This window comes from Xanthomonas sp. NCPPB 1068 (assembly GCF_041479385.2).
Lineage (GTDB): Bacteria > Pseudomonadota > Gammaproteobacteria > Xanthomonadales > Xanthomonadaceae > Xanthomonas > Xanthomonas cannabis.
Genome location: NZ_CM192986.1, coordinates 4,448,807 through 4,470,864 on the forward strand (window position 1 = coordinate 4,448,807; position 22,058 = coordinate 4,470,864).

The 22,058-nt window shown below is 67.1% G+C and carries 24 protein-coding genes and 1 tRNA gene; 8 read left to right on the forward strand and 17 right to left on the reverse strand.

Going from position 1 to position 22,058, the window contains the following annotated elements; translation table 11 throughout:
• Positions 1 to 14 precede the first annotated feature (14 nt).
• A complete protein-coding gene (locus ACCQ12_RS18895) occupies positions 15 to 404 on the forward strand; it encodes a Rap1a/Tai family immunity protein (protein ID WP_184441311.1) in 390 nt (129 codons plus the stop codon).
• 274 nt (positions 405 to 678) lie between these two features.
• Here ACCQ12_RS18895 and ACCQ12_RS18900 read toward each other — a convergent pair whose 3' ends face one another.
• The 7 genes from ACCQ12_RS18900 to rocF form a co-directional block, all read right to left on the reverse strand.
• Positions 679 to 2,331, reverse strand: coding sequence for a M28 family metallopeptidase (locus ACCQ12_RS18900; RefSeq protein ID WP_184441552.1), 1,653 nt, complete (start codon positions 2,329 to 2,331; stop codon positions 679 to 681).
• Between the two features lie 351 nt (positions 2,332 to 2,682).
• A complete protein-coding gene (locus ACCQ12_RS18905) occupies positions 2,683 to 3,621 on the reverse strand; it encodes an MBL fold metallo-hydrolase (RefSeq protein ID WP_184441314.1) in 939 nt (312 codons plus the stop codon).
• Between the two features lie 188 nt (positions 3,622 to 3,809).
• Positions 3,810 to 5,099, reverse strand: coding sequence for a tryptophan--tRNA ligase (locus ACCQ12_RS18910; RefSeq protein WP_184441315.1), 1,290 nt, complete (start codon positions 5,097 to 5,099; stop codon positions 3,810 to 3,812).
• Positions 5,100 to 5,281: 182 nt separating this feature from the next.
• Entirely contained in the window at positions 5,282 to 5,491 is a 210-nt protein-coding gene (locus ACCQ12_RS18915) for a CsbD family protein (protein WP_039404591.1), read from the reverse strand.
• Positions 5,492 to 5,731: 240 nt separating this feature from the next.
• Positions 5,732 to 5,866, reverse strand: a complete 135-nt coding sequence (locus ACCQ12_RS18920) for an entericidin A/B family lipoprotein (protein WP_016904515.1) — start codon at positions 5,864 to 5,866, stop codon at positions 5,732 to 5,734.
• Between the two features lie 77 nt (positions 5,867 to 5,943).
• On the reverse strand, positions 5,944 to 6,096 hold the full coding sequence (locus tag ACCQ12_RS18925; RefSeq protein ID WP_039404598.1) for an entericidin A/B family lipoprotein: 153 nt from the start codon (positions 6,094 to 6,096) through the stop codon (positions 5,944 to 5,946).
• 109 nt (positions 6,097 to 6,205) lie between these two features.
• The gene (gene rocF, locus ACCQ12_RS18930) at positions 6,206 to 7,129 is read right to left on the reverse strand and encodes an arginase (RefSeq protein WP_039404638.1); all 924 of its coding nucleotides are present in this window, start codon (positions 7,127 to 7,129) and stop codon (positions 6,206 to 6,208) included.
• 332 nt (positions 7,130 to 7,461) lie between these two features.
• Here rocF and ACCQ12_RS18935 point away from each other — a divergent pair, with 332 nt between their 5' ends.
• From ACCQ12_RS18935 to tmk, 5 genes are all read left to right on the forward strand, one after another.
• Entirely contained in the window at positions 7,462 to 7,914 is a 453-nt protein-coding gene (locus ACCQ12_RS18935; RefSeq protein WP_047692839.1) for a roadblock/LC7 domain-containing protein, read from the forward strand.
• A 66-nt stretch (positions 7,915 to 7,980) separates the two neighbouring features.
• The gene (locus tag ACCQ12_RS18940; RefSeq protein WP_047692840.1) at positions 7,981 to 8,340 is read left to right on the forward strand and encodes a roadblock/LC7 domain-containing protein; all 360 of its coding nucleotides are present in this window, start codon (positions 7,981 to 7,983) and stop codon (positions 8,338 to 8,340) included.
• A gap of 94 nt (positions 8,341 to 8,434) precedes the next feature.
• On the forward strand, positions 8,435 to 9,352 hold the full coding sequence (locus tag ACCQ12_RS18945; protein ID WP_047692842.1) for a hypothetical protein: 918 nt from the start codon (positions 8,435 to 8,437) through the stop codon (positions 9,350 to 9,352).
• On the forward strand, positions 9,349 to 9,888 hold the full coding sequence (locus ACCQ12_RS18950; RefSeq protein WP_047692844.1) for a GTP-binding protein: 540 nt from the start codon (positions 9,349 to 9,351) through the stop codon (positions 9,886 to 9,888). The genes ACCQ12_RS18945 and ACCQ12_RS18950 overlap by 4 nt, the downstream gene beginning before the upstream one ends.
• Positions 9,889 to 10,399: 511 nt before the next feature.
• Positions 10,400 to 11,068, forward strand: a complete 669-nt coding sequence (gene tmk / locus ACCQ12_RS18955) for a dTMP kinase (RefSeq protein ID WP_039564650.1) — start codon at positions 10,400 to 10,402, stop codon at positions 11,066 to 11,068.
• A 276-nt stretch (positions 11,069 to 11,344) separates the two neighbouring features.
• Here the strand turns inward: tmk and ACCQ12_RS18960 are convergent.
• From ACCQ12_RS18960 to birA, 4 genes are all read right to left on the reverse strand, one after another.
• Positions 11,345 to 11,420: transfer RNA gene (locus tag ACCQ12_RS18960), tRNA-Thr, on the reverse strand.
• A gap of 32 nt (positions 11,421 to 11,452) precedes the next feature.
• Positions 11,453 to 12,292, reverse strand: a complete 840-nt coding sequence (locus ACCQ12_RS18965; RefSeq protein WP_047692850.1) for an SPOR domain-containing protein — start codon at positions 12,290 to 12,292, stop codon at positions 11,453 to 11,455.
• A 9-nt stretch (positions 12,293 to 12,301) separates the two neighbouring features.
• A complete protein-coding gene (locus ACCQ12_RS18970; RefSeq protein ID WP_047692853.1) occupies positions 12,302 to 13,030 on the reverse strand; it encodes a type III pantothenate kinase in 729 nt (242 codons plus the stop codon).
• Positions 13,027 to 13,992 carry a bifunctional biotin--[acetyl-CoA-carboxylase] ligase/biotin operon repressor BirA gene (gene birA, locus ACCQ12_RS18975; protein ID WP_506191681.1) on the reverse strand — a complete coding sequence of 322 codons (966 nt, stop codon included), beginning with the start codon at positions 13,990 to 13,992 and terminating at the stop codon, positions 13,027 to 13,029. The genes ACCQ12_RS18970 and birA overlap by 4 nt, the downstream gene beginning before the upstream one ends.
• A gap of 90 nt (positions 13,993 to 14,082) precedes the next feature.
• On the opposite strand from birA, the gene ACCQ12_RS18980 reads away from it, so the two are divergent.
• Positions 14,083 to 14,397 (forward strand): hypothetical protein, encoded by a 315-nt coding sequence (locus ACCQ12_RS18980; RefSeq protein ID WP_039414699.1) that lies wholly within the window; start codon positions 14,083 to 14,085, stop codon positions 14,395 to 14,397.
• Positions 14,398 to 14,405: 8 nt separating this feature from the next.
• Complete coding sequence (locus ACCQ12_RS18985) at positions 14,406 to 15,161, forward strand: M90 family metallopeptidase (RefSeq protein WP_372382458.1); 756 nt, start codon at positions 14,406 to 14,408, stop codon at positions 15,159 to 15,161.
• An 85-nt stretch (positions 15,162 to 15,246) separates the two neighbouring features.
• On the opposite strand, the gene ACCQ12_RS18990 is transcribed toward ACCQ12_RS18985, so the two are convergent.
• The 6 genes from ACCQ12_RS18990 to dusA all read right to left on the reverse strand — a co-directional run bounded on the left by ACCQ12_RS18990 (position 15,247) and on the right by dusA (position 22,014).
• Entirely contained in the window at positions 15,247 to 16,431 is a 1,185-nt protein-coding gene (locus tag ACCQ12_RS18990) for a DUF1501 domain-containing protein (RefSeq protein WP_184441327.1), read from the reverse strand.
• A gap of 41 nt (positions 16,432 to 16,472) precedes the next feature.
• Positions 16,473 to 18,056, reverse strand: coding sequence for a DUF1800 domain-containing protein (locus ACCQ12_RS18995; protein WP_372382459.1), 1,584 nt, complete (start codon positions 18,054 to 18,056; stop codon positions 16,473 to 16,475).
• 122 nt (positions 18,057 to 18,178) lie between these two features.
• Positions 18,179 to 19,549, reverse strand: coding sequence for an ATP-binding protein (locus ACCQ12_RS19000; protein ID WP_052076952.1), 1,371 nt, complete (start codon positions 19,547 to 19,549; stop codon positions 18,179 to 18,181).
• A 74-nt stretch (positions 19,550 to 19,623) separates the two neighbouring features.
• Complete coding sequence (locus tag ACCQ12_RS19005; RefSeq protein ID WP_002808458.1) at positions 19,624 to 20,307, reverse strand: response regulator transcription factor; 684 nt, start codon at positions 20,305 to 20,307, stop codon at positions 19,624 to 19,626.
• A gap of 70 nt (positions 20,308 to 20,377) precedes the next feature.
• The gene (locus tag ACCQ12_RS19010) at positions 20,378 to 20,680 is read right to left on the reverse strand and encodes a hypothetical protein (protein WP_047692868.1); all 303 of its coding nucleotides are present in this window, start codon (positions 20,678 to 20,680) and stop codon (positions 20,378 to 20,380) included.
• 329 nt (positions 20,681 to 21,009) lie between these two features.
• A complete protein-coding gene (gene dusA / locus ACCQ12_RS19015; RefSeq protein WP_372382460.1) occupies positions 21,010 to 22,014 on the reverse strand; it encodes a tRNA dihydrouridine(20/20a) synthase DusA in 1,005 nt (334 codons plus the stop codon).
• Positions 22,015 to 22,058 lie beyond the last annotated feature (44 nt).

Sequence of the window (22,058 nt, forward strand, 5' to 3'; positions counted from 1 at the left end):
ACGATGGAATGCCCATGCCACATCGCACCCCCTGGTTGGCCCTGGTTGCGCTTGCCCTGTTCTCCTCCACCGCAGCCGCCGCACGCGCACCCGAACCCTGGGAGCTCACCGGCCATGCGCTGATCGATGCCGGGCTGGACGGCTCGCTGGCACCGGAGATCGACGCACCCGGGCAGCCCGAACTCAAGGTCATGGTGTCGGCCAGCCGTGCCGGCGCCTACCTGCTGGGCGTGGCCAGCGCCAGTTACCGCACGCAGTGGTGCATGCCCGCAGGCAAGGCCGGCCCGCCGGATCTGCAAGTGGTGCTCGCCGATCTCAGCGCATTGCCCGATGCGCGCCTGGATGAGCCCGCACCTGGCCTGATCGTCCAGGCGCTGGCCAAACGCTATCCGTGCCGCAAGTAGAACGCTTGCAGGAAAGTCGCCTGCAAAGCGCTGCATGAGGCCGTGCTGCGCCAATGCCCTCAGCGTCGGCGCCAGCGCAAGGCAGGCATGAAGCCGCGCTGGCGAAATGCGGCGGTCACCTAGGCGTCACGCTCTGCAGCGGCGCACGAGCCGTCGTGCGGCACGTGTGGAGTGCGGACAGCACGCTCGGAGCCGGAGCGTCCACGTGGCGCAGTCCGATTCCAGGCAACCGCCGCGCCCGCCTGCTGGCTGCGCAGCCGTTTTCTAGCGGCCCTTACCTGCGCGCCGCATCGCTGCGCGCGCGGATCGCCTTGAACTCCGAGCCATCCTGCCAGCTCGGCCACTGGCGGCCGTTGGCCAGTGCCACGCCCACGTCATAGACCAGGGTGGTATCGGCGGCGTGCCCGCTGGCATCCCACTGCGGCGTCCAGCGGTCGCAGGGCTGGTGGTAGCAATCGGCGAAGTATTGGTCACGCAGCGCCTTGCCCTTGGCAACGCCGCCTTCGAGCATGTCCAGGCCGGGGCCGGCGGTGATCGCCGGAACGCCCATGCGCGCGAACGCGAAATGGTCAGCGCGGTAGAAGAAGCCCGCCTCCAGATTCGGGTCCGGCGAATACGTGCGGCCACGCGCCTTGGCGGCCGTCTCCAGGTCGCCTTCCAGCGACACCCGTCCACGCCCCCACGAGGCGATGTCGCGGGTGGGGCCATCGGGGCTGAACATCTCCATGTTGAGCACCGCCACGGTCTTGTCCAATGGCGCCAGCGGATGCGCCGCGTAGTAATTGGCACCGAGCAGGCCCTTTTCCTCTGCGGTCAATGCAATGAAATACAGCGTGCGCTGCGGCTTGGGGCCGGCGGCGAACACGCGCGCCAGTTCCAGCACGCTGGCAACGCCAGTGGCGTTGTCCACCGCACCGCGTCGAATCGTGTCGCCACTGGCATCGGCCTTGCCGATCCCGAACGCATCCCAATGCGCAGAAAAGATCACCGTCTCGTCCGGGTGCTGGCTGCCGGTGAGCTTGGCCACCACGTTATGGGTGACCACCCGTTCGCGCTTGAGCTTGAAATCCACCGACAGCGTGGCATCGCCCAGCGCGACCGGCGCAAAATCGCGCTGCTGCGCGCGCGCCTTGGCCTGTTCGAAATCCAGCCCTGCCTGTTTGAACAGCGTCTGCGCCAGCGTGCGCTGCATCCAGCCACGCACCGGCACGTGCTGCGCCTTTGCATCGGCGTCGCTGCGTTCGATATCGAACAGCGGCGACAGACCCGAACTCTGCACCGTGGCCCAGCCGTACGCGGCCGGCGCAGTTTCGTGCACGATCAGCACCCCGGCCGCACCGCGCCGCGCGGCTTCTTCGTACTTGTAGGTCCAGCGGCCATAGTAGGTCACCGCCCTGCCATCGAACGCACCCGGCTGCGCGCTCTCGAAGTCGGCATCGTTGATCAGCACCACCGCAATCTTGCCGCGCAGGTCCACGCCCTTGTAGTCGTCCCACTGCCGCTCCGGCGCGCTGATGCCGTAGCCCACGAACACCAGCGGCGCATCCTTCAGCGCCACTGCGGCCTGCGGACGCAGGCTCTGCAAGGTCACATCGGTGCCGTTGACCAGCGTCTGCGTCTTGCCGCCCACGCGCAGGTGCGCGCGCACGGGGCCATCGACCTGCGCGCGCACCAGCGGCACTGCCTGGGTCCAGCTGCCCTGCTCGCCGCCCGGTTGCAGCCCGGCCGCCTTGAATTGCTCGACCAGATAATCGACGGTGCGCTGCTCGCCGGCGCTGGCCGGCGCGCGGCCCTCGAAGTCGTCCGATGCCAGCAGGCGCACATGCCGCGACAACGCTTCGGCATCGATGCCGCCACCGGGCAGATCGTTGGCGGCCTGTGCCACACCTCCCACAAACAGGCAGGCGGACAACAGCAGGATGCGCATCGGATTCACGGTAAGGCCTTGCAACGGACGGATGACAGACAGTTTACAAGCGCGCGGCCCGATCGGGAGCGCGATACCGCAGCCACCGGTTCGCTTCCGAGCGCGGCGGCGCTGCAAACCCGGCGTGCGCAGACGCTGACCACTACTCGTACGCGCTGCAGCTACCAGGCATCACGGCTCCACGGTGGCATGATCAGCGGCAGCGATCAGGCATCGGCCACCGGTGCGAAGCAGTTTGCAGACATCGCGCAATGCGGCCAGTGCCGCAATCGACGCAGATGCCAGGCGCGTCATCGGCAGCGCTGGCCGGCTCCCCGCACACGCAAGACCATCAGCGCCGAGGTCGTCGGCTCAGCGTGCGGCGCGGTCCAGCCAGCACGCAAGCCCCTGCGCGTTGAGTTCGATATCGGTACCCAGCAACTGCTCCACGCCCGCATCGTCCAGCAGGCAGCCGTGCTGCCGTGCGCGCTCCAGATACAGCTCCGTCAGTGCGGCCACCAGGCAACGGTGGCGGTCTGCACGCGAGGCACAACCCACTGCAATCTCGGTCATCGCATGAATCTGCTGCACCAGCGCCTGCGCCAATGGTGCAGGCGATTCGACCCGCCCGTAGTGGGTGAGATACATCGCCTGCGGGTCGGTATCCATCAACCGCGCGATCGACTGCAGCATCGCCTCCGGTTCGAATTGCACCGGCGAGGAGGTCGGCAGAATGAAGGCGCCCTGCGCGCTGTCGAGCTGGCGATACGACAGCCCGAAGGTGTCGCCGGTGAACCAGCTGCGGCTACGCGCATCCCACACGCACAGATGGTGGCGCGCATGTCCGGGCGTGTCGCGTGTCAACAGCGGGCGCTCGCCCAACTGTACGCAGTGGCCATCGGCCGCTTCCACCACGCGCTCGGCCGGCACCGGCACGATCGCGCCATAACTGCGCGCCATCTCGGCCTGACCATACACCGCGGTGGCGCCGGCAATCAGCCGCGTGGGGTCGACCAGGTGCGGCGCGCCACGCGGATGCACCAGCACGCGGGCATTGGGCAGATGCTGCAGCAATGCACCGGCGCCGCCGGCGTGATCCAGATGCACATGGGTCAGGATCAACCACTCCACCTGCGCCGGCGTCAGCTCTGCCGCCTGCAGGGCCGCCAGCAGGTGCGGCACCGAGTGCGAGGTCCCGCAATCGACGAACGCCGCGCGGTGCGCCTCCACGATCAGATACGCCGCATCGAACTGCACACCACCAAAACCGGTATCGATGGTGTGGATGCTGGAATCGGCCACTGCTGTCATTCCTACCCCGTCGCTCCCTGGACCATCGCAGTGTAGGCGCAGGGAGTGCGCAGATGCTGTGCCGCCGGTTCCAGGCAACGACGAATTAACAGCATCCATCCAGGGCCGGCGCGCGCTTGGCCAGCACGCAGTGCGCGATGTGGTCAACAATGCGCGCAAGGCCGCCACCCCTTGCGCGCGTGCGTCGATCATGCCTCTCGCAGTGCCCGCATCGCCGCAAGAATCAGCGCTGCCTCGACCTGCGCATGCACGCCCGGCAACTGCAGATCGCTGACCTGCTCGGCCTGTTTCAACCGCGCGATCAGTTGACCGGCATCGCGCGGCGAGGCAAACCCGTCGCTCTGCAGCAGCAGTGCACCTGCGCCATCGTTCAATTTGAAATAGAACTGGCCATCGGGTTCGCGGTATTGCTTGAACACCGGCAAGACGAGCTTGTCACCGCCCTGCGCAACGGCAGGGCCGGCCTGATCGGCCAGGTCGCGCAGACCCACCGCGTGCCGCAGCTCGGCCAGCAGCGGCGTGGCATAGCGCGCACGCAGGCGTGCGCCCCCGGCGCGCAAGATCGCCTCGATCTTGGCCGGCTCGGCCATCAGCGCCTCGTAGCGCGTCCGCAACGGGCTGATCTCCTGATCGATCCGCTCGAACAGCTGCTGCTTGGCATCGCCCCAGCCGATGCCATCGGCAAAGGCCTGCGCGAAGGCGGCGGTTTCCTGCGGCGTGGCAAATGCCTGATACAGCTGGAACAAGGCCGAGCCCTGCGTGTCCTTCGCTTCGCCCGGCGTGCGCGAATCGGTGAGGATGGAAAACACCAGCTTGCGCAGCTCCTCGCGCGAGGCGAACAGCGGGATGGTATTGCCGTAGCTCTTGCTCATCTTGCGGCCGTCCAGGCCCGGCAAGGTGGACACCTGCTCGTCGATCACCGCATCGGGCAAGGTGAAGAAATCACGGCCGTACACATGGTTGAACCGCTGCGCAAAGTCGCGCGCCATCTCGATGTGCTGGATCTGGTCGCGCCCCACCGGCACCTTGTGCGCATTGAAGATGAGGATGTCGGCCGCCATCAGCACCGGGTACATGAACAACCCGGCAGTCACGCCCGCATCGTCGTCCTCGCCGTCGGCGCGGTTCTTGTCCACCGCCGCCTTGTAGGCATGCGCGCGGTTGAGGATGCCCTTGCCGGCCACGCAGGTCAGCAACCACATCAACTCGGTGGTTTCGGGCACATCGGACTGCCGATAGAACCAGACCTTGTCCGGATCCAGGCCGCAGGCCAGCCAGCTGGCCGCGATCTCCAGCGTGGAGCGCTGGGTACGCGCCGGGTCCTGCGCCTTGATCAGGCTATGCAGGTCGGCAAGGAAGTAGAAGCTTTCCGCATCGGCGGCGGCGCTGGCATGGATGGCCGGGCGGATCGCACCGACGTAATTGCCCAGGTGCGGGGTGCCGGAGGTGGTGATGCCGGTGAGGACGCGAGTGGTCATCTGCGTAGTGCCAGGAAGTCAGCGTGCAAGTTTAGCGGTTCCGCGCCGTGCCTATCGGGTGGCTGCCAGCGGTGTGTTGCTGCCACCGGATTCCTGTCACCTGCCCACACACGCAGAAACGGGCCGCAGTGGCGGCCCGTGGTCTGCAATATCGCTTGCCGCCGGGAGCGGCGCGTTATGGATCAGGTGTCGTCGCGCAAGGATTTTTCGAAGGCGCGGACTTCGGTCTGGGCGCGGTCGCGGTCCCAGCCATACCGTTCCTGCAGCTTGCCCTGCAGGTATTCGGCGTTACCTTCGGCAACCTTGAAGTCGTCGTCGGTGAGGTCGCCCCATTTCGCCTGCATCTTGCCTTTGAGCTGGGTCCACTTGCCGGAAATGATGTCAGTGTTCATTGCGTTGACTCCGCTGCGATGCGGCCGCGATTGACCGTGGGATCAGGGTGCCCACGGATGCGTTCGTTGCTCATCAAGAGGTGTCAAGCCGGCGATCACCGCACTGAACCGTTGCCGACGCGCGATACCGTCAACCGATCTGGCAATCGCGCAGCTGCGGTGCGACCGGCGCGCTGGCCCAGGCTGGGCGCAAAAAAAAAAACGGGCCTTGCGGCCCGTTTTTTTGCATGCGGCGTCAGATCACTTACGCGCTGCGTCTTCCACCTTCTCGCCAGCGCCCTGCACGTCCTTGCCGGCACCTGCGACGGTGTTGCAACCCGACAGCATACCGACCGACAACACCGACAGCACCAGCAGCACAATTGCACGCTTCATAACAGACTCCTTCGTAGGTAAGCGGCCAGTTGCCGCAGATCAATCAAATCGAACACATCACACGCAAGACGTTGGGGTCAGCACTTGCCGTCGCTGCATTTTTCGGCCGTTTTTTCGACCTTGTCGCCCGCACCCTGCATATCCTTGCCGGCGCCGGCCATGGTGTTGCAGCCAGTCATTACGCCGGCCGAAAACAGGCCCAGCACCATCAGTGTCAGCAGTCGCTTCATCGGTCTTCCTCGGTCTGCGCCCGGTGCGGTCGCACCTCGCTTGGCGCCAAATCTGACTGCGCGCACGTGGATTTGATGTGAACGGCAGCACGCCACGTTCAGCGCTGGATCAATCTCGCATCAGGGTCGACTTGCCGAACAGGCTCTCCACCAGATCCACTGCCAGTTCGGCGGTCGCGTTGCGGTTGTCCAGCACCGGATTGAGTTCGACGATGTCCAGCGATCCCATGCGGCCGGTGTCGGCAATCATCTCCATCACCAGCTGCGCCTCGCGGTAGTTGGGGCCACCGGGCACCGTGGTGCCCACGCCCGGCGCGATGCTCGGGTCGAGGAAATCCACATCGAAACTGACATGCAGGTGGGTCTCGGCGCTCATGCCCTGCAGCGCGGCCTCCATGGTGCGCTTCATGCCGGCTTCGTCGATGTAGCGCATGTCGTAGACGTCGATACGGTGCTGCTTGATCAGCCGCTTCTCCTCCGGATCCACCGAGCGGATGCCGATCTGCCGCACCTGCTCGGGCAACAACGCCGGCGCACTGCCGCCCAGGTGGGTCAGCGCCTGCGGGCCCAGCCCGCACAGGCAGGCCACCGGCATGCCGTGCACATTGCCGGACGGGGTCACCTCGCTGGTGTTGAAATCCGAATGCGCGTCCAGCCACAGCACCCGCAACGGGCGCCCCTGCTCGCGGCAGTGCCTGGCCACCGCAGTGATCGAGCCGATGCCCAGGCAATGGTCACCACCGAGCATGATCGGCATCCGCCCGGCCTGCAGTTCGGCATAGCTGGCGTCCATCAGCGCCTGGTTCCAGGCCACCACCTCGTCCAGATGCCGGTAGCCGGCCTGCGGCAGCTGCCAGGGATTGCGCGGGCCATCCAGGTTGCCCAGATCACGCACTTCCACGCCACGGCCGATCAGCGCCTCCTGCAAGCCGGCGATGCGCAGCGCCTCCGGCCCCATCCGTGCGCCGCGGTGGCCGGCACCGATGTCGGTGGGAACGCCTATCAGGGAAACCGGCAGGTACTGCGTTGCCATGCATTGCTCCAGCATCGAGAAAGCCGTGCAGTCTAGTGGCGCGCCCGGGCGCTGACGCGCGGCAGCGCAGCACGGCATGTGCCTGCATCGGCTTGACGGCCTCACGCAGCTGGCCGAGGCGAGGGGTTTAGATCTGCCTCGCCGCGCCGCTACTGTGACGTGCCACGGCAGTTTGTGGCGCGCTGGACTTTGCAGATTCTGCTTGTCTGACCGCCCAGTGAAACCGCTGTGGCTGGTGTGACTGTGCGCTTATACCTGGATGGTATGGTGCGCCGGCCAGCGCAGGACATGCACCACGCACGCGCTCGGGCCATCAGCAACAGGGGATCTTCATGCCGCACAACGCCGTCAACCAGGTCGTCAAGGCCGCCGTGGGTGAAGTCGCGCGCGCGTCGCATCAGTACGACCTGCAGCGCATCGGGCGCGAATTTGCGCAGACCATCGAACGCGAGCCCGACATCCGCCTGCTGATGCTGTCCACCGCCGATGGCCGCGCCATCGCCGAACACTCCAGCCTGGACGTGGATGGACGTCGCCTGGCGGCGATGGCCAACTCGTTCCTCACCCTGGGCGAGACCCTGGCGCGCGAATCGCGCCTGAGCGAGGCCGATTACGCCACCGTGAGCACCCGCGGGGGGCAGCTGGTGCTGATCCGCATCCGCGCCGACAAGCCGCTGACGCTGACGGCGGTGGGCGGGCCTGACCTCAATGCCGCCGCGCTGCTGTTCAATGCGCGCGATTGCGCCGGCCGCCTGGCCACCGCCCTGGCGCAGCCGGCCGGCTGAGGCCTGGCACTGTTCGTGCTTGCCTGAGCGCACCGATTTTTCTCACCGTTTGGAAGGGGACCACCGATGTCAAAACTCACTCTGGAACAACTGCATTCGCTCGCCGGTTTCGTGGGCGCCGCGCTGGTCGACAGCGATAGCGGCATGGCGCTGGGCATGACCGGCGGCACCGAGCTCAACCTCGAGCTGGCCGCGGCCGGCAATACCGACGTGGTGCGTGCCAAGCGCCGCATCGCCGAGCAGCTCGGCCTGAACGACACCATCGAAGACATTCTGATCACCCTGTCGCGCCAGTACCACCTGCTGCGCCCGCTGGAGAGCAACCCCACCTTGTTCCTGTACGTCGTGCTGGACCGCGCCAAGGCCAATCTGGCGATGGCCCGCCACGAGCTCAAGGCGTTCGAAAAGACCCTGGATTTCGGTTGATGCCCCACGGGCGGCGCCTGCGCGTCGCCTGCCCTGCCTGCCGGTACGTACCGGCAGGCGTTGTCGCTCCATTGCGCCACGACGGCGCCCACTCATGACCACACCCATTCACGCCATGCGGGTCGCCACGGCCGGCCTGGACCTGCTGCACACCACGCGCCTGAAACTGGCGTGTTCGCTGCTGCTTGCCGAGCGCATCGACGTGCAGCTGGGCGAATGGCCACAGCATGCGGCCGACGTGGTGGTGCTGGGTCTGGAAACCGCCGACGGCCTGGCCGCGTGGCAGGCGCTGCAGGGCCAGCCGGTGCGGGTGCTGGTGGTCTCGCGCACACCGGTTGCCGGCGCCTGGCTCAAGCATGGCGCCACGGTGCGCGAACTCAACGAGCAGATGCGCCTGTTGCTGTCCTCCCCGCACACCACCCAGGTGGCCGAACCGGCACTGCTGCTGCGTCATTGCCGCGGTGAATTCGGGCCAGGCACGGTGATGGTGCGGCATGCGAGCCTGCAGGTGCGGGTGGACCCGGCCAACGCTTGCGTGCATCTGCCGGCCGGCATCGGCTTGCCCGCGCTGGTGGCCGCCCTGGACCGGCCCGGCTGGCAGCGCGTGGCCGACGACGCCGACGTCGCGCTGCCCCAACGGCTCTCCTTCGAAGCGCTGTACTTCGCCCTGCCCGAGCATCTGCGTCCCGCGCTGCCGGCGGTGGAGCCGGCGCATGCGTTGCAACTGCGTCAGTGGCCCGAGCTGAGTGCCGACACCAGCTCGCCCGCACAACTGCTGGCCATCGCCCACCTGCATGCGCGCCCGTGGCGTCCGCAGGCCCTGGCCAATGCTTGCAAGCTCCCGCTGCAAACGGTGGAATGCCTGTTCGCCGCTGCGCTTGCCAGCGGCCTTGCCCAGACTGCGGAGATTCCCGTGCCTTCTACGCCGCGTCGTCCGGACAGCAGCAATTCCCGGTTCTTTTCCTGGGTCGCACGTCGGTTTGGCCTCTCACTCTTTCAGGCGCAGTCATGAGTCTTCCAGCCAACAAACTGGTGTTCGTTGGCGGCATGGGCGCCGGCAAGACCACGGCGGTACGTGCCATCTCCGATGTGGAGCCGGTCAGCACCGAAATGCCGCTCAGCCAGGATGCCTACGGCGACAAGACCTACACCACGGTCGCGCTGGATTACAGCTCGATCGAGCTGGAAGACGGCGAGCTGCTGCACGTCTATGGCGTGCCCGGGCAGAAATATCTGGATTTCATGTGGCCGCTGGTCTGCGACGGTGCGCTGGGCGTGATCGTGCTGACCAATGCACGCGATCCGCAGATGCTCGAGGCCACCCTGGCCCTGCTGCGCGAGTTTTCGCAGATCGCGCCCGAGGCCAGCCTGGCGGTGGGCATCACCATGACCGACGAGGTCGAGGATTTCCTGGTGCCGCCGTTCCGCGAGGCACTGGTGGCCGAAGGCTTCCGCATCCCGGTGATGCGCGTGGATGCGCGCTCGGCCACCCAGATCACCTTCCTGGTGAAATCGCTGCTGTCCTATCGCTATACCTCGGCGACGTGATCGGCCGTTAGGCGAACGCGTGCCGTGCACGTACCGATAAACCGCACCGATAAACAAGGAATCCGGTCACGACGGGCCTGAGAGGGCGTCACGCGGGGGATGCCGCCTCTAGGGTGGCGGCGACGCGTCCTTCTTCCTTGAAGCCAGAAAGGCGACTCAGTCATGACACGAATGAGCGCTACGTCTGACTTGTTCAGTATGCCCAGGGGGCAGCGGCCGGGACATCGGGACGATTCCGACATCGCGCTGGACATATCGGTAATAAGTATTTGGCCATAGGGCTGGGATTTGGGATTGGCGATTGGGGTTGCGTCATGAGCTTGGGGATGGCGCGTGGGATGCCCTCGAAGCCGCCGCACCGCGGCGTCATTGCTCATTGCAGGCATGCGCCCGCGGCAGTGGCCATCGTGTATCGCCGGGTGTTCGCTCGTCCAGTGTCGACAGCGCCGGGTCGGCGTTGCCGCCGCGCTGCGGCTACTGGTCCATCGTCACGATCAGATAAAGTAGCGCGATGACAATCGAACTGAAGCCCGGCGGGCTATTGATCGCCATCGAAGGCATCGACGGCGCCGGCAAGACCACGCTGGCGCGCAGCCTGGCGGCCACCTTGCAGACCGCCGGCGCACGCGTGGTCTCCAGCAAGGAGCCAACCAATGGCCCCTGGGGCACCCAGCTGCGTCAATCCGCAGCCACCGGGCGCCTGAGCGCGGACGACGAGGCCGAGCTGCTGATCCGCGATCGCCACGAACACGTGGACAATCTGATCGCGCCGGCGCTGGCGCGCGGCGACATCGTGATCCTGGACCGCTATTTTCCTTCGATGGTCGCCTACCAGGGCGCCGCCGGCCTGCCACTGGACGCACTGCTGGAACGCAACGCCTTCGCCCCGCGCCCGGATGTGCTGTTGCTGCTCGACCTGCCGCCTCCCACCGGCCTGGCCCGTATCCGCGCCCGTGGCGACGCACCCAACCATTTCGAAACCCAGGACAACCTGGAGCGCTGCCGCGCGATTTTTGCCGCACTGGAATTGCCGGGCAAACACGTGCTGGACGCCAGCGCCGACGCCGACAGCGTGCTACGCCGCGCCCTCGCCATTGTCGTAGCCGCCCTGGCCGAGCGCGTGAGCGGCGACGCCGGCACGGCCGCGCTCCAGCTGCTCTCTGCCGGCCGTCCCGCCTGATCACTGGGCGCAGCGCGGGGGCTGCGCGCTTCAGGCCAGACAGGGCGGCCCAGCCGACCCGGGTCACACCTCGCGCAGCCGGGACACGCACCACGTCGTGACTAGGCCCTGTCGTCCGGCAGATTGTGGGAGATTGGTCGGTGCGCACGAGGCAATGCGTGCATTGATGCCACGGCGCATCGCACGCGGCGCCCGCCGCTGAGGCATCCGGCACGGCACAGCCCACACGCATGCACGATCAGCGTGGTCAAACCTCGGGGGATGATCTCTGAAGGATGGTGCCGGCACCCGGATTCGAACTGGGGACCTACCGCTTACAAGGCGGTTGCTCTACCAACTGAGCTATGCCGGCAAAGGCAGGCGCATTGCGCGCCGGTGCGCATTCTAGCGCAGCGCGGCGCAATCTAGCGATCGCTGCCGCGTTGCACCCGCTGCGCCCTGTAACGCGGCGGCCGTGGCCGCGCTGCGGACATCGATCCACCAGCGCGACTGGCCGGTACCGCTGGGCACCAGCTGCGCCGGGAAGCCTGCGCCCACCAGACTCGCCTGGCGCCGCTCGGCGCGCTCGCGGCTCTGGTATTGCCCCAGGGCCACGGTGTTGTCCTCGCCCTGCGCGATGACGTAATAGTCGCCGATGCCGGCGGCGGCAATGCGCTTGACCAGCGCCTGCGCCGCCGCGCGGTCGCCGACGTTGGGCAGCATCACCCGGAACGTGCTGACACCGGCGTCCTTGTCCTCGCGCAGGCTGGCGCGGGCGGCCTGCGCACGCAGGCGCGTCAGCGCCGCGTCGGCATCCCCGCGTGCCGCATAAGGCCCGAAGCTGGCACAGCGTTCGGGATTCGGTGGTGTCGGCGGTGGCATTGCAGCTGCAGTCGCCACCTTGGCAGCGGTGGAAGCGCTCTTCGCCGGCACCGCACTGTCGGTGGGCGCGGGCACCGGACTGGCCGTGGCAGGCGTCGGCGCCGAGGCGGGCGCCACCGCCGCAGTCGCCACGGTTTGCGGCGGGACGGGTGCAGCGGCCGGGGGCACGTCCGCAGCCGCGGCAGCGGTCTCCTGCGCTCGCGGCATCGCGGCGGCGGCACGCGGCGGCAGCACGTCCAACCGGGCCACACCGGCCGGCTGCGGCGGCGCGGCCGGTGGCGCCGGTGGCGGCTGCACCGCCCACCATGACGCCACCCCGGCATTGAGGATGAGCAGGACAACGATCAGCGCGCGGACGTACATGCCCCGATTCTACGGGCTGGCCGACGCAGTCGCCCAGGTTGCCAGCCCGTCCAGCACCAGCGCGGCACGGAAGCTGGCATCGGGCAACAACGGCAGCAACGGCGGTGCGCCGCCGCCATGCAGCAGCAGCCGCACCGGCGTGCCCAGGCTGCGCTGCGCATGCTGCAGGCTGCGCTCGATCAGCGCCACCGCGGCGCCATCGCAGCCAGAGGTCAGGGCATCGTCGGTGTCGTTGGCCAGCTCGACATAGTCGCCGCCGCTGGCCGGCAACTGCACCGCACGCGCATGCAGGGCCTGCCGCATGGTGGTGGGCGAGGCCGCAATCCGGCCGCCGTGATGCTGCCCGTCGGCGCCGAGCACGTCGATGGTCAGCGCGGTGCCGACCCCCGCCACCAACACCGGCGCATCGCCGCGCGCGCCCAGCAGGGCCAAAAAGCGATCCACCCCGAACCGGCCGGGATCGGCATAAGCGATGCGGACGCCGGCGCACTCGGCGCTGGTGCGCACAACGCAGACCTGCGCGAAACGCTCCTGCAGGCAGCCGAGCATCCGCTGCGTCAGTGCCGGGGCCGCCACGCTCGCCACGTATGCGACGCGCCCGGACGGCAGCGCCGACAATGCGGCGGCGTCCATCGCTTCGGCACCGTGCGCCCAGGCCTGCACGTCGCCGGCACGGTGCCCCTGCAGCGGCGCGTACTTGAACCGCGAATTCCCCAGGTCGAACAACCACGCGCTCATGCAGGTCTCACGCTGACTTCTCCGGAATGGAACAGGCGTTCGGCCTCGCCCAGTTGCACGCGCAACGCCCCGTCGGCGGCCAGACCCAGCGCGACACCGTGATGCAGCGTGCCGGCTTCTTCGACCTGCACGGCGCGGCCGCGCAACACATCCAGCGCCGCGTAGCGGCTCAGAAACGGCGCCAGCCCCTGCGCCTCGAACAGGTCCAGTGCCGGCAGCAGACCCGACAACACCGCCGCCACCACGGTGTCGCGCGACACCGCGCGGCCGGCCAGCGTCTGCAGATCCACCCACGGTTGGTCGATCATGGCCGCGGCGGCCGGTGGCATGTGCACGTTCAAGCCCAGGCCGATCACCGCACGTGCGTTGCCAGCCATCTCGCCGCCGCCTTCGATCAGCAGGCCGCCCAGCTTGCGCTCGCGTGCCAGCAGGTCGTTGGGCCATTTCAGGCCGACGTCGGCAAACCCGCAGTCGCGCAAGGCTTCTGCCACCGCCACGCCCACCGCCAGGCTGAGCCCGGCCAGCTGGCCCAATCCGCCGCTGAAACGGCGCGACGCCGACAGATAGATATGCGCAGCCAGCGGCGAGGCCCATTGCCGGCCACGGCGCCCGCGCCCGCCGGTCTGGCGCTCGGCCAGCAACACCTCCACGCCCTGCTCCGGGGCCGGACGCGCCAGCAGCGTGGTGTTGGTGGACTCCAGGGTCCAGGCGACCTCCAACCCGGCCAGGCCGGCAGCAGCGTCGGCGGGCATGGCGGCGCGAATGCGCGCGGCATCCAGCAGGTCCAGCGGCGTGGCCAGACGGTAGCCGTCACCGGCCCGCCCCTCGATGGCGATACCGGCGGCGCGCAGGTTCTGGATGCGCTTCCACACCGCAGCGCGGGTCAGCCCCGCATCGCGCGCCAGCGCATCGCCGGAGAGCCGGCCGCTTGCAAGTTTGGCCAGCAACGCGCGGTCGTCCACGGCAACGGTTCCCAAATCGATCCGTGAAAGTATGCGCCAAGGCTTCCCGGCCGCCCAGCGCGGCTTGCGTGAGGCAGTGAAAACCGCGTTATGATCGGCGACTCACGCCGCTTGCCCTGGATGTGGACGATGCGCCGACTCACGGTTTGCCTGCTTCTGTTGTTGGCTCCGCTTGCCGCACTGGCATCGGACCAGTTGGTCGACGGCGATCATGAGAGCTGCGTCAGCACCAATTCGGCCGCGCGCGGCAGGACGCCCAACGGCGAGCCGGCCACACCCGCACGCGCGCCGCAGCACAAGCCCGCACCGGCGACCGGCGGCGGTGGCAACGATGGCGACGGCCTGTTTCCGCGCATGCGCATGATGCCGCGCTGGCACAGCTTCCTGCCGGGCATGTTCCGCTGATCCAGTGGTTGACGCGCTGGCTGCACCGGCCGCCGCTTCAGATCGACGATGCGTTGTGGCAACCGGTCTGCACCGGATGCGCGTGGATCGCTGCGCTCGATACGGACCGCCAGCACCGCCTGCGTGCGCTGACTGCGCAGTTCCTGCACCAAAAAACCATTTCGCCGGTCGATGGACTGCAGCTGCAGCCGCAGGACCACGTGTTGCTGGCGACCACCTGCTGCCTGCCGCTGCTGGAAATTGGCGCGGCTGGCTGGCGCGGCTGGTCGCAACTGATCGTGTACCCGGACGCATTTCGGGTGCAGCGTACCCACGTCGATGCCGCCGGCGTCATGCATGCCTGGGACGACACCTTGATTGGCGAAGCCTGGGAACAGGGTCCGTTGATCGTCAGCTGGGCCGACGTACAGGCGGATCTGGACGACCCGAACGCCGGCTTCAACGTGATCGTGCATGAGATGGCGCACAAGCTCGATGCCCTGGATGGAGCACTCGACGGCACGCCGCCCCTGCCGCGCGCAGTGCAACGCCGCTGGGCGCGGGATTTTCAGCAGGCCTACGATGCGTTCTGCCAACGGGTGGATGCAGGTCAGCACACCGAGATCGACCCGTACGCTGCAGAAGCACCGGAAGAGTTCTTTGCCGTGGTCAGCGAATACCACTTCTCGGCACCGCATGTCCTGGAGCGCGCAATGCCGGCGGTCGCCGCACATCTGACCAGGGTCTACGGCCCATCGCCGTTTGCGTCGGCTGCACAGCGATGAGTGCGGCGCGACCTGCCGGGTGATGGCGCGCGTCGTTCCACATCGATGCCCGTGATGTCATGCGCGCCACAGGGTGTTTGCCCGCTCACACCAGGCCCAGGTCACGCGGTGTCGCCCCGGGAAACACACGCTCCAGTTGCGCTGGCGACAAGCCCCACAGACGCTGCAGCACGCCGCCGAACAGGCTGCGGTAGTTGGTCAGCACCGGGTAGTCGCGGTTCTGCAGCAGGTGCGCCTGCTCTACAGCCACCTGCTCGCCTGCAATGCGGCCGCCGCGCACGCCGCCGCCCAAGACCCAGTACGTGGTGCCATGCCCGTGATCGGTGCCCTTGCTGCCGTTTTCGCGGAAGGTACGCCCGAATTCGGAAATCACCACCACCACGGTGTCGCTCCAGGCTGGACCCAGCGCATCGGCATAGGCGGCCAGCCCCTCGCCGAGGTTGCGCAGGTTGTTGGCCAGCCCGCCCGCGACGCTGCCCTGGTTGGCATGCGTGTCCCAACCACCGACATCGACGAATCCCAGGCGGTACCGCTCGCGCATCAGGGTGGCCATGCGCCGGGTTTCATCGGCAAAGGTCCGCGCGCTGGCAGCGCCGCGGCCGGCCTGTTCCATCTCTTCGCGCAGCTGCGCGGTGACCTGCTGACGCAAGGCAAGACCTTCGCGCGCGGCGGCGGCCAGTGGCGTGGCGTCGTACATCTGCGCCAGGATCTGCGCCTGCCGTGCATCCAGCCCGCCCTTGCCGATGCCCTTGAGCGAGACGTTGGGCAGATCCGCGCCGCCCTGAAAGGTCAACGGCAGTGAGTCGGTGAAGGCAATGGCCGGCACCCCGCTGAGCACACCCGACAGCCGCGCCATGAACCCCGAGCGGTAATCGCGGTGCGTGCCAGCCTGCCCGGATTCGATATCGTCCTGGGTTTCGAAGTGACTGCGCGAGGTGTCATCGGTGCCGGCAAACGGCACGAATGCCAGCTGATTGCGTTGCCACAGCGGCAGCAAGGCATCGCGCATCACCGGGTTGAGCCCCCACTGCGCATCCAGCGCGATGGCGCTGTCGGGGTTGGACGGGTCCGGCCGCGCGATCGCCAGCGTGGGGCGCGACTGATAGTAGAAATCGCTGGCGTGCGGCACCAGCAGGTTATTGCTGTCGTAGCCGCCGCGCAAAAACACTACCAGCATGCGCGCGCCCTCGCGCGGGGCAGCGAACAGGCGGCCGGTCCACGGCAGACTCGCGGCAGCTGCCGAGGCGAGCAGAAATTGACGTCGTTGCATGGTGCACTCCTGCGGCGATCACCGCATCGCAAACTACAGAATCAGCGGTAGTTGAAGTCCGGCGAGGACAGCAAGAACCCGTTCCATTCCGCCGGCGAACGGGCCTGTTCCAGCGCCTGACGCGTCGCGCCGGAGAGCGAGGGCGCGATCCAGCGATACGCTGTGCGCGTATCGATCTGCGTCAGCGGCGGGACCGGCGTGTCGCTGTCGCCATCGAGCCGGAACAGCTGCTTTGGCCCGCTGCCCAGCGAACGCCCCACCTCGAACCGGCGTGCCAGCTGCCCGGAGCTGGTCCAGGCCTGCGACTGCAGCGACCATCCGTCCGGCGTGATGCGCCCGAACAGGGGCTGGCCGAGTTGTTGCACCCAACTGACCATGGGCGCGGCGTTGATCACCGGCTGGTCTTCGTAGGCCAGCCGCATGGCCGACACCACAAACCGGTTGGGGTCCTTGAACTTGCGCGGTTGCGCCTGTGCAAATTCGGCCGAGCTCAGCATGGTCTGCACGACCTTGGCGATGTCGCCGTCGCTGCGCTCGAACGTGCTGGCCATGCGCGCCACCAGCGCTGGTGGCGGCGTATCGCTGACGAAGTACTCGGCCATCCGCTGCGACACGAACCGCGCGCATGCCGGCTGACGTACCAGCAACTGCACGGCATGTTCGATTTCATCCAGCCCGCCAGCGGCGATGCGCTGCCCCAGCAGGAGCTTGTCGCCGGGCTGGTGACGCGCCGGATTGAACTCGAACAGGCCCTTGCGCACCACCGGTGGCTGGCCGGGCACGGCCATCGGAACCGGCGGCGCTCCATCGGCCTTGACCGGCACCAAACCGGCGCCGGTGAGGATCAGGGCCAGCTGCTGCACATCCTGCTGGGTGTAGCCGCCATGCACGCCCAGCGTGTGCAGCTCCATCAACTCGCGTGCGTAGTTCTCGTTGACCTTGCCCTTGGCGTTCTTGGCGTTGTCCAGGTACTCCAGCATCGCCGGGCTCTGCAGCGTGGCCATGACCAGCGTGGCGAACTTGCCGGTGGCGTTGGGGCGGATCGCGTGTTCCATGTAGTCGGCGGCCATCCACTTCACCCGGCCCTTGTCGGCATACACGCTGAAGTGATTGAGCCAGAACCACACCAGCTGCTCGCGCAGCTGGTCCGGCGCATACACCGCACGCAGCAACTGGGCCTGCCGCGCCTGGGTCAGCATCTGTCCGCCGCGCGCCTGCCAGTCCTTGCGCAAGGCTGCCTTCGCATCGCCATCGGGCATGGTCTGCAAGCGGATCTTGTCGGCCTCGTACCGGGTCAGCAAGGTCACCAGCGGCGTGTGCAGCGCATCGAAGCGCTGCAGTTGGGCACGCACCGGTGCCGGCAGCGCCGCATCGTCGCTGGGCTGCAACAACAGGGCGCCATAGCGCCTGGGGCCAAGGCGTTGCAACTGCGCCGCGCCATCGGCATTCACACCGTAGCTGGCGCGTTGCAGCCAACGCACCCGGGTCGGCGTCAACGCCGCCTCGGCGGCATGGCCAAGCAGCGCAACTGCGCAGCCGGCAGCCAGTAGCGGCAGCCGCCATCGGCGCAGCTGCCGGTTGGCACGTGTTTTCACGCAAGAACGCTGTGCAACGCGCTCGACCATGCGGCTCTCCATCGCAACTGCCTGCAACCGAACCAGTATGGGCAAGCCAACGCGCGAGGCGTTAAACGGTTGTCGGAGCCGCGCGGGCAATTGCCCATGGGTTCATCGGGCCAGACGGCCGCTTACAGCCCCGCCGGCAGGGTGACATCGAAGCGGGCACCGCCCAGTTCCTGCGAGCGCACCACCTGCAGTTCGCCGCGGTAGGCCTTGATCAGATCCTGCACGATCGACATGCCGATGCCATGGCCCTGCACGCGCTCGTCGCCCCGCACGCCGCGCTGCAGGATCTTGGCCACATCCTCGGGCGCGATACCGGGGCCATCGTCTTCCACCGACAGGATCAGGCCGGCACGCCGGCTACCAGTGGTGGGACCAGGCTGGGCCGTGAGCAACACGCGGCTACGTGCCCATTTGAAGCCGTTTTCCAGCAGGTTGCCGAGCAGTTCCTGCAGATCGCCGGGCTCACCGTGGAAGCGCGCCTCCGGTGAAATGTCGAATTCGCACAGCACGCCCTTGACCGAGTACACCTTCTCCAGCCCGCGCACGATTTCTTCGGCGCTGGGCTCGATCGGCAGGGGCGCGGCGAACAGTTTGTGGCCGCTGGAGGCCGCACGCGCGAGCTGGTAAGACACCAGGTCGTTCATGCGCCGCAATTGCACATCCATTTCCGCATGCAGATCGCGCTCGGAGGCGCCGCTGTCCAGTTGCGTGCGCAGCACCGCGATCGGTGTCTTGAGGCTATGCGCCAGGTCGGCCAGCGTGTTGCGTTGACGCTCCAGGTTGTCGCGCTCACTCTCGATGAAGGCATTGATGCTGTCGGTCAGCGGCTCCAGCTCGCGCGGATGCTGCTCGCTCATGCGCTGGATTTCGCCGCGCTGCACCTTGGTCAGTTCGTTGATGACCCGCCGCAGCGGGCGCAAGCTCCACTGCAGGATGAAGGCCTGCAACACCAGCAGCACCACGCCGGCGCTACCGAGGTAGAACCACACCGCACCACGGAACACGCGCAGCTGCGCGCCCATCGAACGGGCGTCTTCCATCACGTAGATGGTGTACGGAATCTCGCCGCCGTGTTCGCGTTCGACGTAGCTCACGCCTAGCCCATAGCGGTACAACTGGCCCAGGCTGCCGTCGATCTGGGTCATTTCCAGCGGGCCGATGAACTCTTCCTGCCGCGGTTCAAGCATGCGGCCATGCGGAATGTTCGGGCCTTCCGCCGACATCGACGTCCAGCTCTCATCCGGGCGCACGACCTCGACATACAGCCCGCCACCGGGAACGTCGAACCGTGGGTCAGGCGGCTGCCCGCCGATGTACAGGGAGCCATCGCGAACAAAATCGATATTGGCAGCATATGCAGAGGCGTAGTTCTTCAGCCGCTCGCGCAGGTTGCGTTCGGCCGTGTCGGCGAACGCCACATCCAGTGCATACCCGGCCAGCGCCAGGAAGGCCACCAGACTGAGGCTGGCGGCCAGCAGCTGGCGCGCCTGCAGGGAGCGCGGGCGCCAGCGTTTGTACCATTTGGAGCGCACCGGCACCCGATCGTCCTGCTTGCCGCCGTGCGAACTCAGCCTTCGGTACGCGGAATGGCGAAGCGGTAACCGCGTCCGCGCACGGTCTCGATCGGCTTGAGCTCGCCATCGGGATCAAGCTTCTTGCGCAGGCGGCCGATGAACACTTCCAGCACGTTGGAGTCGCGGTCGAAGTCCTGCTGATAGATGTGCTCGGTGAGGTCGGCCTTGGAGACCAGTTCACCGGCATGCATCATCAGGTACTCGAGCACCTTGTACTCATAGCTGGTCAGATCGACGTTGGCGCCATTGACGCTTACCGTCTGCGCCGCCAGATCCAGGGCCACCGGCCCGCATTCCAGGGTCGGCTTGCTCCAGCCCGCCGCACGCCGCAGCAACGCGTTGACGCGTGCCAGCAATTCTTCGACGTGGAACGGCTTGACCAGGTAATCGTCGGCACCCTGCTTGAGACCTTCGACCTTGTCCTGCCAGCTCGAACGCGCGGTCAGAATCAGCACCGGAAACTTCTTGCCCTCGTCGCGCAGCGCCTTGATCAGCTCCATGCCCGACATCTTGGGCAGGCCCAGGTCGATGATGCCGACATCGAATGGCACTTCCCTGCCCATGTACAGACCTTCTTCGCCGTCTTGTGCAGCGTCGACAGCAAAGCCTTCACGCTTCAGACGCGCGGCAAGGGTCTCGCGCAGCGGAGCTTCGTCTTCGACCAAAAGAATACGCATGCACTCTCCCTAGTAACGTTATCGGCCCGGGGCCGGGGATTTATGAGACTGAACGCAGAACTATGGGGGTTCAGTGGTTATCGTCGCGTGGTGGGGCATCGGGTGCGACGGAGGTGCGGGGCGGCGCAGCGTGCGCTTGTTCCGGCTCGTACACCGTATGGACGCGGCCATCCTTCATGTACTTGACCCGATTGAGGTTGCCGCCATCGAACGGCACCCGCTCGGCGCCCAGGATCGTCCCACCGGTGGAGCGCTGCACGGAGCGGATGGTGTCGGACAAGCTGCGGCTGTTGCCGCGCGCTGACGGCGGCATCGCCTCACGACTGCTCTGCGCCATCGGATATCCCTGGCCCCAGGCAGACGGCGCCGCCATGGCGGCCCAGAGGGCAACCAGGACAACAAAACGGGCGCGGCAGAGGGTTTGGGTCACAACGGGATCCTAGCGGGTTGTTCAGAAACATTCAAAATTCGTGAAACCGGCAATGCATCACACTGCGGCCGGGCCCGGGAATTGAGCCAAATTCTTGATTTTTCGGGGTGAATCCGATCTGAACTTTTTAGCTTGGTGTTAACACCGTTCAGCCAAATGAATAGTCTGGATTCCGCATCGGCTCCAAGAAGAGGCATGCGGCGCGACTGCCTTCGCCGCTATCACTTCGGGATACCAGCTGCCCATTCAGCGTATGCAAGCGCCGGGCCAGTTCAGGCCACGACGCGCCAGGGCCGGGTGTCGGTCCGCTGCAGGGCCTGCTCCACCAGCTCCCAGCCGGCGCCAGGGCGGTGTGCGCCCTCGCTCAATACCTGCCGAAACGCGCGCCCGCCCGGCTGACCATGGAACAGGCCCAGCACGTGACGGGTGATGTGCTTCAAGGCCAGACCCTGCTGCAGCTGAGTGACCACATAGGGCTCGAGCGCTCGCAGCAACGACTCGCGCGACTGCTCGGGGCGCCGGTTCAACGCGGCATCGAGCTGATGCAGCACATACGGGTCGTGATAGGCGGCGCGGCCGAGCATCACGCCGTCGGTGTGCTGCAGGTGGGCCAGCGCCGTGTCGACGGCGGCGATGCCGCCATTGATCACGACCGGCAGGTCGGGGCGCTGCTGCTTGAGCCGGTAGGCCCAGTCGTACCGCAGCGGCGGCACTTCGCGGTTTTCCTTTGGCGACAGGCCCTTGAGCCAGGCGTTGCGGGCATGCACCACCACCATCGCGGCGCCGGCGGCGACTACCTGGTCGACAAAGCTGGCAAACACCGCGTAGTCGTCTTCGTCGTCCACGCCCAAACGGCATTTGACGGTGATCGGCAGGTCGGTGGCGGCGCACATCGCCGCCACGCACTCCGCCACCAGCGCCGGCTCGCGCATCAGGCAGGCGCCAAAGCGCCCGGCCTGCACGCGATCGGACGGGCAGCCGCAATTGAGGTTGATTTCGTCATAGCCCCAGTCCTGGGCGATGGCCGCCGCCTGCGCCAGCAGGGCCGGCTCGCTGCCGCCTAGCTGCAGGGCCAGCGGGTGCTCCACCGGGTCGAAACCGATCAATCGCGTGCGATCGCCGTGGATCACCGCATTGGCGTGCACCATCTCGGTATACAGGCGTGCGGACGGCGCGAGCAGGCGGTGGAACACCCGGCAATGGCGGTCGGTCCAGTCCATCATCGGAGCGACGGACAGGCGCAGGGAGGCGGCGTAGCGATCGGCGGAAGCGGTCATCGACGGTTGGCCGCAGCGAGCAGCCATTGCAATACGAAGCAGGA

What these genes read in the sequence shown, in the direction of transcription:
- ACCQ12_RS18895 (WP_184441311.1), top strand. Translation starts at nt 15, where the DNA reads ATGCCACATCGCACCCCCTGGTTGGCCCTGGTTGCGCTTGCCCTGTTC.
- ACCQ12_RS18900 (WP_184441552.1), bottom strand. Translation starts at nt 2,331, where the DNA reads ATGCGCATCCTGCTGTTGTCCGCCTGCCTGTTTGTGGGAGGTGTGGCA.
- ACCQ12_RS18905 (WP_184441314.1), bottom strand. Translation starts at nt 3,621, where the DNA reads ATGACAGCAGTGGCCGATTCCAGCATCCACACCATCGATACCGGTTTT.
- ACCQ12_RS18910 (WP_184441315.1), bottom strand. Translation starts at nt 5,099, where the DNA reads ATGACCACTCGCGTCCTCACCGGCATCACCACCTCCGGCACCCCGCAC.
- ACCQ12_RS18915 (WP_039404591.1), bottom strand. Translation starts at nt 5,491, where the DNA reads ATGAACACTGACATCATTTCCGGCAAGTGGACCCAGCTCAAAGGCAAG.
- ACCQ12_RS18920 (WP_016904515.1), bottom strand. Translation starts at nt 5,866, where the DNA reads ATGAAGCGTGCAATTGTGCTGCTGGTGCTGTCGGTGTTGTCGGTCGGT.
- ACCQ12_RS18925 (WP_039404598.1), bottom strand. Translation starts at nt 6,096, where the DNA reads ATGAAGCGACTGCTGACACTGATGGTGCTGGGCCTGTTTTCGGCCGGC.
- rocF (WP_039404638.1), bottom strand. Translation starts at nt 7,129, where the DNA reads ATGGCAACGCAGTACCTGCCGGTTTCCCTGATAGGCGTTCCCACCGAC.
- ACCQ12_RS18935 (WP_047692839.1), top strand. Translation starts at nt 7,462, where the DNA reads ATGCCGCACAACGCCGTCAACCAGGTCGTCAAGGCCGCCGTGGGTGAA.
- ACCQ12_RS18940 (WP_047692840.1), top strand. Translation starts at nt 7,981, where the DNA reads ATGTCAAAACTCACTCTGGAACAACTGCATTCGCTCGCCGGTTTCGTG.
- ACCQ12_RS18945 (WP_047692842.1), top strand. Translation starts at nt 8,435, where the DNA reads ATGACCACACCCATTCACGCCATGCGGGTCGCCACGGCCGGCCTGGAC.
- ACCQ12_RS18950 (WP_047692844.1), top strand. Translation starts at nt 9,349, where the DNA reads ATGAGTCTTCCAGCCAACAAACTGGTGTTCGTTGGCGGCATGGGCGCC.
- tmk (WP_039564650.1), top strand. Translation starts at nt 10,400, where the DNA reads ATGACAATCGAACTGAAGCCCGGCGGGCTATTGATCGCCATCGAAGGC.
- ACCQ12_RS18965 (WP_047692850.1), bottom strand. Translation starts at nt 12,292, where the DNA reads ATGTACGTCCGCGCGCTGATCGTTGTCCTGCTCATCCTCAATGCCGGG.
- ACCQ12_RS18970 (WP_047692853.1), bottom strand. Translation starts at nt 13,030, where the DNA reads ATGAGCGCGTGGTTGTTCGACCTGGGGAATTCGCGGTTCAAGTACGCG.
- ACCQ12_RS18980 (WP_039414699.1), top strand. Translation starts at nt 14,083, where the DNA reads ATGATCGGCGACTCACGCCGCTTGCCCTGGATGTGGACGATGCGCCGA.
- ACCQ12_RS18990 (WP_184441327.1), bottom strand. Translation starts at nt 16,431, where the DNA reads ATGCAACGACGTCAATTTCTGCTCGCCTCGGCAGCTGCCGCGAGTCTG.
- ACCQ12_RS18995 (WP_372382459.1), bottom strand. Translation starts at nt 18,056, where the DNA reads ATGGTCGAGCGCGTTGCACAGCGTTCTTGCGTGAAAACACGTGCCAAC.
- ACCQ12_RS19005 (WP_002808458.1), bottom strand. Translation starts at nt 20,307, where the DNA reads ATGCGTATTCTTTTGGTCGAAGACGAAGCTCCGCTGCGCGAGACCCTT.
- ACCQ12_RS19010 (WP_047692868.1), bottom strand. Translation starts at nt 20,680, where the DNA reads ATGGCGGCGCCGTCTGCCTGGGGCCAGGGATATCCGATGGCGCAGAGC.
- dusA (WP_372382460.1), bottom strand. Translation starts at nt 22,014, where the DNA reads ATGACCGCTTCCGCCGATCGCTACGCCGCCTCCCTGCGCCTGTCCGTC.